Genomic DNA, 11230 nt, shown 5'->3' on the forward strand with positions numbered 1-11230 from the left:
GTGAGTTGTCACCGATCCTGATGCGCGTTCCGGCGCGCGAGGCGACGCCGCCGCATGCAAGTGCGGCGGCGTGTTTTCTTGCCGGTCCGGGTGCAGGTCCGGTTCAGCAAAACCGTCGTCGCATCGCCTACGGCGCGCGTCGGCTATCGCCCGTCACTCAGTAATCCCACACGACCGGGACGAACCGGAAACCGTCGCCGTCCCGGGCAACATGGCCGATGGACGGGAACGCGACGTGCGCGGCAGCCAGCATCGAGCCGGTGTCCGCGGCTTCGTTGAACAGCGCGAGACGCACGTCGACCGCCGCTTCGGGATCGTGTTCGAAGCCGTTTTGCCAGTCGGGATTGTCGAAGTTGACTTCGAAAATCGCATCGCCCGCGAACGTCAGCTTTTCTCCGTTCGATGCGATGTCGACCACGCAGTGCCCCGGCGTATGCCCGCCCGTCACCCGCGCCGACACGCCCGCGGCGACTTCCACGGTGCGATCGAACTGCACGACGTGTTCGCCGTAGAGCTCCATGAACCTCGCTGCCGCCTTGCGCAGCGCGGGCGGAACGGTTTCCGGCATCACCGTCTTGCTGAAGTCCGGATGCTTCCAGAACGCCACTTCCGCGGCCGACACGTGAATGCGTACGTCGGGGCGCAGCTTCGCCTTGACGCCGTCGACGTTCAGCCCGCCGACGTGATCCATGTGCATGTGCGTGATCACGATATCGGTGATCGCGGCCAGATCGATGCCGGCCGATTCCAGACGCATCACCGAGCGCCCGGCGCGCGTGAAGTATTCGAAACCGTCGCCCACGCCCGAATCGATCAGGATCAGGCGATCGCCGCTGCGCACGAGCGCGATGTTGAGCGCCCAGTCGAACATGTCGCGTTGCAGGAAACGGCCGTCGAACCACGCGTTGCGGTCCGCTTCGCTCACGTTGGTGGACATGGTGGAAGTCGGCAGCGGCAGCACGCCGTCGCTGATCAGCACGACATCGACGTCGCCGATGCGCACCGCGTAGCGGGACGAAACGAGCTCGCCCGAAGATTCGTTGCCCAGGCGGGCGGTAACCGGCCGGACGTTGCGGATGGGTGCGTTCATGTTCAGTAGTCCTGTTCGTCGAGAGAGGTAAGCCGCGCGGCACGGCGCGGCTCGCTGGCGCGATCGTGAAGGCCGCGCTTCGGTTCGCCCGGATTCCGGTCGAGCGTGTCAACGATTGTAGTGACGGCCGACACACGCCGACAGCGCCGCGCGGGGGCACATCGTGTTGTCCGGACGACAACAATCGGGCCGCGGCTTCGGTGGCCCGAAATGCACGTCGCCCGCCGTCCGTTGCCGGACGGCGGGCGATGCAATGGTTGCCGTTTATGGGAAGCCGGGCGCGGCCGGCGCGCGGGTCAGCCCGGCTGGCCGGGGAGCGTGTCGCCGCGCAGCGAACATCCGCGCGTCTCGATCACCGCCAGCAGCGCTATCAGCCCGACCGCGCAGGCGGCCATCATGTAGTACGCGGGAATCAGTGCGTTGCCGGTCTTGCCGATCAGCCAGTCGTTGACGATCGGCGCGGTGCCGCCGAACAGCGACGTCGACACGTTGTAGGCGATCGCCATGCCCGCATACCGGACGTGGGTCGGGAACATCGCCGGGAACATCGCGGAAATGGTGGCGAGCTGCGGCACGTAGAGCACGCCGAGCACCGCGAAGCCGACGAACGCGCCGAGCGGGCCGTGCGTCATCAGCGTGAACATCGGCACGGCCGCGACGAACAGCCCGACGAGCGAGATCCACCACATCGTCTTGCGGCCGACGCGATCCGACAGCCAGCCGGCGAACGGCAGCAGCACCATCATCGCGAGCATGCCGATCAGCGGAATCAGCAGCGACATGTTTTCGCTGACGCCGAGCTCCTTGTGCATGTAGGTCGGCATGTACGCGAGCAGCACGTAGTTGACGACATTCAATGCGACGACGAGCCCGCCAAGCAGCAGCAGCGGCTTCGCATAGCGCACCAGCAGCAGCCGGATCGGCAGCGCGGCGGCGACGCTTTTCTCGCGGCGGTGCGCCTGCTCCTCGAGTTCGCGGAACACCGGCGTTTCCTCGAGGCGCGAGCGCAGGTAGAAGCCGATCAGGCCGAGCGGCGCCGCGACGAGGAACGGCAGGCGCCAACCCCACGCATGCATCGCCGAATCGCCGAGCAGCAGCGCGAAGCCGAGCATCAGGAACGCGCCGAGCGAGAAGCCGGCGAGCGTCGCGAATTCGAGGAAGCTGCCGCACAGGCCGCGCCGCGAATCGGGCGCGTATTCGGCGATGAAGGTCGCCGCACCGCCGTATTCGCCGCCGGTCGAGAAGCCCTGCACCATGCGCAGCACGATCAGCGCGGCCGGCGCCAGCCAGCCGGCCGTCGCGTAGCTCGGCAGCAAGCCGACGAGCAGGGTTGCGCCCGACATCGTCAGGACCGTCAGCGCGAGCACGCGCTTGCGGCCGAGCCGGTCGCCGAGCGGCCCCCAGAACAGGCCGCCGAGCGGGCGGATCAGGAACGAGATCGCGAACGTGCCGAGCGCGAACAGCGTCGCGCTGGCCGTGTTGCCGGGAAACAGCGCGGCGGAAATGTACGCGAGGCCGTACGCGTAAATACCGTAATCGAACCATTCGGTCGCGTTGCCGAGGGCGGCGGCCGTGATCGCGACCCGCGGCAGGCTGTGCGGCTCGTCGCCGCGCTGGGTGGTTGTATCGTCGGGAATCGACGACGCGGCGGAAACGGAAGTCCACGATGGCACGTATCGCATGAGGGTCCTCGCTATCAGCATGCGCCCGGGCGGGCGCCGACGAGGATCAAAGTAATCCCGCCAATTAGCGATGCCCGATGTCATAGGACGATGTGGAGATCGGGGTTTTCCCGCGCCGTGGCGGGGGGCCGGCGGAGGCCGGGGCCGGCTCGCCGCGGCGCCGGCCGGCGAATGGCGGTAAGCTGCGCGCAGCCATGCGGGATTCGTCGGAGTGTGCGGCGCGTGGCGTCCCTTTTTTCACCCTTCATCAGGAGCGCATATCGTGGCGACCTACATCGTCTTTACACGGGAAAGCACGCAGGACCAGCATGAGCTCGACCTCTACTCGAGCCAGGTCGGTGCGACCCTCGCCGGCCATCCGGTGAAGGTGCTCGCCGCTTATGGGCCGCAGGAAACCCTCGAGGGTGAAGGCCCGGAAGGCGTCGTGATCGTCGAGTTCCCGTCGAAGGAGGCCGCGCACGCGTGGTATCACGGCCCCGAATACCAGAAGGTCGTCCAGCACCGGTTCAAGGGCGCGCGCTATCGCGCGGTGCTGGTCGAGGGCGTCTGAGCGCGGCCGCGCGCGCCCGTTACCGCACGTGCGGCAGCAGCGCGCGCAGCCAGTACGCGACGGCCACCGCGCCGCCATCCGGCGTACCGATCGCGCGTTCGCCGAGATAGCTGGCCCGTCCCGCGCGCGGCGTCATGCGTGCCGTTTCCCGCGCGCCTCGCTCGGCCGCGTCGACGGCCGCCGCCCATGCGCTCGCGGGATCGCGATCGCCGTCGAGCGCGCGGCCGAATGCGTCGACGGCCGGCACCAGCGCATCGAGCATCGTCCGGTCGCCGGCCTGCGCGCCGCCGAGTTCACTGATCGAATCCACCGCCGCGCGCAATGCCGCGGCCCAGTCGCGCGGCGACGGCTCGGCGATATCGGCCAGCCGGCGCGACGCGCGCAGCAGCGCGGTCGCATAGAACGGGCCGGAGCTGCCGGCGATCGCGCGACGCAACGCGGCGCCGAGCGCCGCGAGCGCACCGGACGGCGTGCCGTACGCGGTGTCGGGTAGTTCGAGGATCGCCTGCGCGGCGCGCCGCATGCTCGCGCCGAGATCGCCGTCGCCGGCTGCCGCATCGAGATCCGTCAACGTCTGCTCGTGGTCGATCAATGTTTGCGCCACCGCGTGCAGCGCCGGTTGCAGGCGCGCGGCCCACGCGCGGCCGGCTGCGTCGAGCGGCGGCAGCGGCGCGTCCTGCGACGCGTCCGCGGCCACGCGAATCCGCGTGTTCGCGATGCCGCCGCCCGGCCATGCGCGCGCCTGCGTCGGCGCATCGAGCAGCGCCGCGCGCTCGTCGTTCAGCCGCAGCACCGAGATCGAGCAGCCCGGCATGTTCAGCGCGGACAGGAACGTGCCGGCCCATGCGCGCGCGACGACGATGCCGCGCCGGCTCAGGTTGTCGAACGCGGCGCGCAGCACGATCGCGAGTTCCATGTCCGGCGTCGCGCCGAGGCCGTTGACGAACAGCGCGACGCGCTCGCCGCGCTCGAGCACGAGATCGGCGACGATGCTCGACAGCAGCGTGTCGGCCAGCGCGTCGGCCGGCAGCGGCGCGCGGCGCTCGACGCCTTTCTCGCCGTGGATGCCGAGGCCCAGCTCGATCTCGTGATCGGCGAGGCTGAAGCCCGATTTGTCGGCGCCCGGGATCGTGCAGCCGTCGAGCGCGACGCCCATCGTGCCGAGCTCGGCTGCCGCGTCGCGCGCGATGCTCGCGACGCGGGCAAGCGGCAGCCCGCGCGCGGCGGCGGCGCCCGCGAGCTTGTGGATCAGCACGGTGCCCGCGATCCCGCGCCGCTGGCCGCGCTCGACGCGGCCGCGCAGCGCGACGTCGTCGGCGACGATCACGGTTTCGACCGGAATGCCTTCCGCGCGTGCGAGCTCGGCGGCGAGCCCGAAATTGAGGCGGTCGCCGGTGTAGTTCTTCACGATCAGCAGCGCGCCGTTCGGGCCGGCGCTCGCGCGGATCGCGGCAAGCACGGCGTCGGTCGACGGCGACGTGAACACTTCGCCGCACACGGCCGCGCTCAGCATCCCTTCGCCGACGTAGCCGCCGTGCGCGGGCTCGTGGCCGCTGCCGCCGCCGGACAGGATCGCGACCGGCCGCTGCGACGGCTCGGGCAGCGGCTGGCGGACGAGCACGTGCTCGTCGCCGAGGAGCGCGAGATGCGGCGATTGCCGCGCGATGCCTTCCAGCATCTCTCGCACGACGTCGGACGGGCGGTTTACTAGCTTTTTCATGGCGACGGGTTCCGGACGGGTGAACGGGGCTCGGCCGGACGCGCACGGGCGCCGGACGGCTTTCGTGTTGCGGAGGATCGTGCGTGAGCGGTTGCCGGTCGCGGACGGTCGCACAACCGACGACCGAATGCGGGGCGGGCAACGAAGCGTACGCCTGGCGCCACGATACATCAGGTTCGGACGTCGCGACACGGATCGCGACGTGATCGCGCCGGAGCGGAACGGCGGCGCGCGCCGGATGCCGCTACTTGAGCGCGGCGATCGCCTTCGCGCGAATCAGCCGCGCACGCAGCACGTTGCGGCTGATGCCGAGCAACTGCGCGGCGCGGATCTGGTTGCGATGGCTGAATTCGAACGCGACACGCATGACCGTGTCCTCGATGTGTTCGAAGAGATTGCCGGGCCCGTCGTCGAACAGGTCGCGCAGCGCGTGTTCGAGCGCCGCCTGTGCGTCGGCGGGCGAATCGGCTGCTGGCGCGGCAACGGTCGGGCGGCATGGCGGCGCGATGTGCAGGTCGGTGTCCTGCAGCGCGTCGTGGCGGCTCACGAGCAGCGCGTGATGGATCACGTTCTCCAGTTCGCGGATATTGCCCGGCCAGCCGTGCGCCTCGAGCCGACGCTCGGCGCGCGGATCGATGCGGCGCGGGCCGCTGCCGAGCCGGTCGCGGTACATGTCGAAGAAGTGCCGCGCGAGCGGCAGGATGTCGCCCGGGCGCTCGCGCAGCGGCGGGACCGCGAGCTGCACGACGTTGAGGCGGTAGAACAGGTCGCCGCGAAAATGTCCGGCCGCGACCGCCTGCTGCAAGTCGACGTTGGTCGCCGCGACCACGCGCACGTCGACCGGAATCCCCGTGCGCGAACCGAGCCGCACGACCTCGCGTTCCTGCAGCACGCGCAGCAGCTTGACCTGCATCGCGAGCGGCAGGTCGCCGATTTCGTCGAGAAACAGCGTGCCGCCGTGCGCGGCTTCGAACCAGCCGGGCTTCGCGTTGATCGCACCCGTAAACGCGCCTTTCTCGTGGCCGAACAGTTCGCTGTCGACGAGCGTTTCGGAGAATGCGCCGCAGTTCACGGCGACGAACGGTCCGTCGCGACGGGCGCCGAGATCGTGCACGCGGCGCGCGATCAGTTCCTTGCCGGTGCCCGTCTCGCCGACGATCAGCACGTTCGCGTCGCTCGGCGCGACGCGGCGAACCTGTTCGAGTAGCGCGAGCGAACGCGGATCGGCGAACACCTGCGCTTGCGCACAGGGCTGCGCGTGACGTTCGGTCCGCGTGAGCACGGGCGCCTCGGCCTGAAGCTCGGCGAGGTCGCGGGGCGCGGTGACGACACGAAGATTGAGCGGGCGCGGCGATGGGGAAATGGAAGTCATGGCGATGAACCGTTGGATGGCCAGGCGATGCGGGGCGGCTGCTGCGTGATCAGCAGAGTGTTGAACGTTTCGCCGCGCGCGAAAAGCATCGATTTCTGATAACCAAAGCGCGATTGCTGCGGAACCCGCAACGGCGCGGAAACGTGGCGGCGCCGTGACGCTCGAACGTCGAATCGGGTGCTATCGCGCGTGATGCGCTGCTGCCTGATCAGCAGCGCATCAGCAGGCCCGCTGCACCGGATTCATCTCGTTGCGGAATATCGATGTGACGCACGAACCGAAACGCTTGCCACTGTCGCGCATTTGGTCGAGCGCCAATGCTGACGGGCGATGGCGCAAAGTTTCGGGATGCAGACGACCTTGCAGCCGCGCACCCGAACCGATGGCACGCTCCTTGCTGACCCGAACCGGTATCGCCGCACTGCACGCGGCTCCACCACGGGAACGCATGGCATGAGCCACACCCTCAACGTCGTCGCAATATCGGGCAGCCTGCAGCGGCCGTCGCGCACGCTGACGCTGACCGACGCGATCGTCACGGCGCTCGGCGCCGCGCTGCCGATCGATACGCGGCTGATCGAACTCGGCGAGATCGGCAGCCGGCTGGCCGGCGCGCTGACGCGTGCGCAGGTGCCGGCCGATCTCGATGCGCTGATCCGCGCGATCGAGACGGCAGACGCGCTCGTCGTCGCGAGCCCGGTGTACCGCGCGTCGTACACGGGCCTTTTCAAGCACCTGTTCGACCTCGTGCGCCACGACGCGCTCGTCGACGTGCCCGTGCTGCTCGCGGCCACCGGCGGCAGCGAGCGGCATGCGCTCGTGATCGACCATCAGCTGCGCCCGTTGTTCAGCTTCTTCCAGGCACGCACGCTGCCGATCGGCGTGTATGCGTCCGAAAGCGATTTCAACGCGTACCAGATCGCCAGCCCGGCGTTGCGCGAGCGCATCGCGCTCGCGGTGAATCGCGCGGTGCCGCAACTGCGCGCGCATGTGCTTTCCGCCGCGGCCGCGTAAGCCGCTTTTTCGTTTCCCCTTCGACCAGGACACCTTCATGAGCCTTCCCGACCCTTCCGCCGACGGCGTCAAATTCGCGTACTGGGTGCCGAACGTCAGCGGCGGCCTCGTCGTGAGCACGATCGAGCAGCGCACCGACTGGAGCCTCGAATACAACCAGAAGCTCGCGCGCACGGCCGAGGCAGCCGGCTTCGACTACGCGCTGAGCCAGATCCGCTTCACGGCCGGCTACGGCGCCGAATATCAGCACGAGTCGGTGTCGTTCAGCCAGGCGCTGCTGCATGCGACGACGAAGCTCAAGGTGCTCGCCGCGATCCTGCCGGGGCCGTGGCATCCGGCCGTGGTCGCGAAGCAGCTCGCGACGATCGACCACATCTCGAACGGGCGCATCGCGATCAACGTCGTGAGCGGCTGGTTCAAGGGCGAATTCACCGCGATCGGCGAGCCGTGGCTCGAGCACGACGAACGCTATCGGCGCTCGAAGGAATTCATCCAGGCGCTCAAGGGCATCTGGACGCAGGACAATTTCACGTTCAAGGGCGACTTCTACCGCTTCAACGACTACACGCTGAGCCCGAAGCCGGTGCAGAAGCCGCATCCGGAAATCTTCCAGGGCGGCAGCTCGCGCGCGGCGCGCGACAACGCGGCGAGCGTGTCGGACTGGTATTTCACGAACGGCAATACGCCGGAGAACCTGAAGGCGCAGATCGACGACATCCGCGCGAAGGCGGCCGCGAACAACCATCGCGTGCGGATCGGCGTCAATGCGTTCGTGATCGCGCGCGACACCGAGGAAGAAGCGAAGGCCGTGCTCGACGACATCATCCGGCATGCGCACGTCGAGGCCGTGCACGCGTTCGGCGATGCGGTGAAGCAGGCCGGCAAGGCGTCGCCCGAGGGCGAGGGCAACTGGGCGAAATCGACGTTCGAGGATCTCGTGCAGTACAACGACGGCTTTCGCACGAACCTGATCGGCACGCCGCGGCAGATCGCCGAGCGGATCGTCGCGCTGAAGGCGATCGGCGTCGATCTCGTGCTGGCCGGGTTCCTGCATTTCATCGAGGAAGTCGAGTACTTCGGCAAGCGCGTGCTGCCGCTCGTGCGCGAGCTGGAGGCGCAGCGGCAGGCCGTGGCCGCGTGACGCCGACCGGCCGCCTGCGCGCGGCCCGCGATCGTGCGGGCCCGCGCGGCGGCACGACGCTTACGTGATGCCCGCCATCTTCGATGCCTCGATCACCATCTCCACGCCGAGGCCGCCGAGCACCGCGCCCATCGCCCAGCGCTGCGCGAGCAGCAGCGCGGGACGGCCGTGCAGAAACCTCGCGAGGCTGCTCGAGCAGATCGCCACCAGCCCGTTGGCCGACGCGAACGCGGCAATCAGCAGCGAGCCGAGAAACAGCGACTGGCCGAACACGCTGCCTCGCCCGTAGTCGATGAACTGCGGCAGCAGCGACACGAACAGCATCGCGAGCTTCGGGTTCAGCACGCTGGTCGTCGCGCCCATCGCGAGCAGCCGCAACGGCTGCTCGTTCGGCAGCGTCTTCACCTCGAACGGCGAGCGGCCGCCCGGCCGCACCGCCTGCCATGCGAGATACAGCAGATAGGCCGCCCCGACCGCGCCCAGCACGCTGCCCGCATAGGGCACGCTCATGAACAGCGTCGTGATGCCGAACGCCGCGGCGAACATGTAGAACAGGTAGCCGATCATCACGCCGGCGAGCGAAACGAGGCCGGCCGCGCGCCCTTGCGCGATCGAGCGCGACATCACGTAGACCATGTTCGGCCCCGGCGTGACCGCGAGCATGCCGCCGATGACGAGAAACGCGTAGAGCGATCCGGACGTATGCATGTTTTCCGCTTCCTGCATCGAGTGAGTGTTGACGGAATTCATTGTCCGGCGCTGGGGGCGAACAGTAAAACGGGATAAACTGAATCAATTGATCAGTTTTTCTGAATCGACATGAAAAAGCTCGACCTCGATGTGCTCGCGATGGTGGTGGCCGTCGCGGAGTCCGGATCGTTCGCGCAGGGCGCGCAAGTCGTGCATCGCTCGCCGTCGGCGGTGAGCATGCAGATCAGGACGCTGGAAGACGCGCTCGGCAAGCCGCTGTTCATCCGCGACACGCGCAACGTCACGGCGACCGACGATGGCAGGATGCTGGCCGACTACGGCCGCCGGATGCTCGCGATGCGCGACGAGGCGTGGGCGTCGGTCGTGCGTCCGGAGATTCGCGGCCGCGTGACGATCGGCGTGCCCGACGATTACATCTCGTCGCTGCTGCCGCAGGTGCTCGGCAAGTTCGCCGCGATGCATCCGCGCGTGGAAGTGCGCGTGATCGGCCAGCCGAGCAGCGCGCTCGTGCCGATGCTGAAGGACAACACGGTCGACCTCGCATGCCTCACGCGGATCAAGGGCGTGACGGGCGAGCTGATCCGGATGGAGCCGCTCGTCTGGGTCGGTTCGCCAAAGCGCAACGTGTGGGAAGAGCGGCCGCTGCCGGTGGCGTTTTTCCCGCACGGCGGTAGCATGGCGCGGGATCACGCGGTGAGGGCGCTGAATCGGCGGAAGATCCCGTACCGGATGTCGTACGAAAGCCCGAGCCACCTCGGGCTGCTGAGCATGGTGGAGGCCGGGCTCGCGGTCGCGCCGCTCGCGCGCTGCTGTATTCCCGATCATCTCGTGCAGCTGTCGGAAAGCCACGGGTTGCCGCCGCTCGGCGAAATGGAAGTCGTGCTCGCGCGCAGCGCGCAGTCCGCGCGCCCCCCGTGCGACTACCTCGCCGAGCAGATTCTCGGCGAATGGCGTGTCTGAGGGCCGCTACGCGCCGTGTGTCAGCACGACGCCAGCAACCATTCGCGGAAGGCGACGAGCGACGGCAGCGTTTCGTTGCCCGGCGGGTAGACGAGGTAATAGCTGCGCTGGCTGGTAATCGCGTCGCCGATCGACACGAGTTCGCCGCGGCTCAATTCATCCTCGACGAGCACCTTCGGCACCAGCCCGATCCCCATTCCCGCGCGCACGGCCTGAATCAGGTGCGACGTCAGCTCGAAGCTCGGGCCGACGCGCATCTGGCGATGGTCGAGTCGATAGTGCGAGAACCACTCGGCCCAGGCCTGCTGATTGCTCGTCACGCCCAGCAGCGTCTGCTTCGCGGCCCAGGCCGGCGTGCGCGTGTCGGTCTTGCGGCCGCGCCCCGTATCGGGCGGCGCGATCGCGATCAGGAACTCGTTGTACAGCCGGTGCGCGTGCAGGCCCGGCCAGTCGTCCGCGCCGACGGTGATCGCCGCGTCGAGGTCGTCGTTGAGAAAATCGATCGCGCCGATTCGTGAATGAAGGTGCACGGTCACACCCGGATGCGCGGCGTAGAAGCCGTGCAGGTGCGGCAGCAGCCATTTCGAGCCGAAGGTCGGCAGGGTGGCCAGCCGCAGCGAGCCGGCGCCGGCCTGATGCGACATCGCCTGCAGCGTCGCGCCGCGAATGCGCCCGAGCGCGCCGCTCAGCTCGGCGAAATAGCGGCGGCCGACTTCGGTCAGCTTGACCGAGCGGCCCTCGCGCCGGAACAGCGGCACGCCGAGCTGATCCTCGAGCGTCTGCACCTGCCGGCTGATCGCGCTCTGGCTCAGCGACAGCTCGTCGGCCGCGCGCGTGTAGCTTTCATGCCGCGCGGCGGCCTCGAATGCGAGCAGCAGCGACATCGACGGGGTGAGGCGACGGTAATTCATGAGTTTTTTGCAAGTTTTGCCGGGTGAGAATTCGTTTGTTTTCGGCGGAAGATACGAAGATACTGGAATTCCCGGTCGC

10 protein-coding genes are annotated in these 11230 nt (G+C 68.4%); 4 read left to right on the plus strand and 6 right to left on the minus strand.

Annotated elements, in window-relative coordinates:
• Window positions 1–157 precede the first annotated feature (157 nt).
• Both C5F75_RS34810 and C5F75_RS34815 read right to left on the minus strand, forming a co-directional pair.
• Window positions 158–1090, minus strand: coding sequence for an MBL fold metallo-hydrolase (locus tag C5F75_RS34810; RefSeq protein ID WP_059579484.1), 933 nt, complete (start codon window positions 1088–1090; stop codon window positions 158–160).
• Window positions 1091–1386: 296 nt separating this feature from the next.
• A complete protein-coding gene (locus tag C5F75_RS34815; RefSeq protein ID WP_059641089.1) occupies window positions 1387–2772 on the minus strand; it encodes an MFS transporter in 1386 nt (461 codons plus the stop codon).
• A 262-nt stretch (window positions 2773–3034) separates the two neighbouring features.
• Here C5F75_RS34815 and C5F75_RS34820 point away from each other — a divergent pair, with 262 nt between their 5' ends.
• Window positions 3035–3322 (plus strand): DUF1330 domain-containing protein, encoded by a 288-nt coding sequence (locus tag C5F75_RS34820; RefSeq protein ID WP_059579480.1) that lies wholly within the window; start codon window positions 3035–3037, stop codon window positions 3320–3322.
• A gap of 19 nt (window positions 3323–3341) precedes the next feature.
• Here C5F75_RS34820 and dhaL read toward each other — a convergent pair whose 3' ends face one another.
• Together dhaL and C5F75_RS34830 are read right to left on the minus strand one after the other, a co-directional pair.
• Window positions 3342–5042 carry a dihydroxyacetone kinase subunit DhaL gene (dhaL, locus tag C5F75_RS34825; protein ID WP_104013446.1) on the minus strand — a complete coding sequence of 567 codons (1701 nt, stop codon included), beginning with the start codon at window positions 5040–5042 and terminating at the stop codon, window positions 3342–3344.
• Window positions 5043–5286: 244 nt separating this feature from the next.
• The gene (locus C5F75_RS34830; RefSeq protein WP_104013447.1) at window positions 5287–6414 is read right to left on the minus strand and encodes a sigma-54 interaction domain-containing protein; all 1128 of its coding nucleotides are present in this window, start codon (window positions 6412–6414) and stop codon (window positions 5287–5289) included.
• A 453-nt stretch (window positions 6415–6867) separates the two neighbouring features.
• Here C5F75_RS34830 and msuE point away from each other — a divergent pair, with 453 nt between their 5' ends.
• Window positions 6868–7428 (plus strand): FMN reductase, encoded by a 561-nt coding sequence (gene msuE / locus C5F75_RS34840; protein WP_104013448.1) that lies wholly within the window; start codon window positions 6868–6870, stop codon window positions 7426–7428.
• Window positions 7429–7465: 37 nt separating this feature from the next.
• Entirely contained in the window at window positions 7466–8569 is a 1104-nt protein-coding gene (gene sfnG / locus C5F75_RS34845; RefSeq protein ID WP_059579471.1) for a dimethylsulfone monooxygenase SfnG, read from the plus strand.
• A 60-nt stretch (window positions 8570–8629) separates the two neighbouring features.
• Here the strand turns inward: sfnG and C5F75_RS34850 are convergent, their stop codons facing one another.
• On the minus strand, window positions 8630–9277 hold the full coding sequence (locus C5F75_RS34850) for a LysE family translocator (RefSeq protein WP_104013461.1): 648 nt from the start codon (window positions 9275–9277) through the stop codon (window positions 8630–8632).
• 111 nt (window positions 9278–9388) lie between these two features.
• Here C5F75_RS34850 and C5F75_RS34855 point away from each other — a divergent pair, with 111 nt between their 5' ends.
• The gene (locus tag C5F75_RS34855; RefSeq protein ID WP_104013449.1) at window positions 9389–10240 is read left to right on the plus strand and encodes a LysR substrate-binding domain-containing protein; all 852 of its coding nucleotides are present in this window, start codon (window positions 9389–9391) and stop codon (window positions 10238–10240) included.
• A gap of 20 nt (window positions 10241–10260) precedes the next feature.
• On the opposite strand, the gene C5F75_RS34860 is transcribed toward C5F75_RS34855, so the two are convergent.
• The gene (locus C5F75_RS34860) at window positions 10261–11151 is read right to left on the minus strand and encodes a LysR substrate-binding domain-containing protein (RefSeq protein WP_060310015.1); all 891 of its coding nucleotides are present in this window, start codon (window positions 11149–11151) and stop codon (window positions 10261–10263) included.
• Window positions 11152–11230 lie beyond the last annotated feature (79 nt).

Origin of the sequence: Burkholderia anthinoferrum (assembly GCF_002925705.1) — a bacterium.
Taxonomy (GTDB): domain Bacteria; phylum Pseudomonadota; class Gammaproteobacteria; order Burkholderiales; family Burkholderiaceae; genus Burkholderia; species Burkholderia semiarida.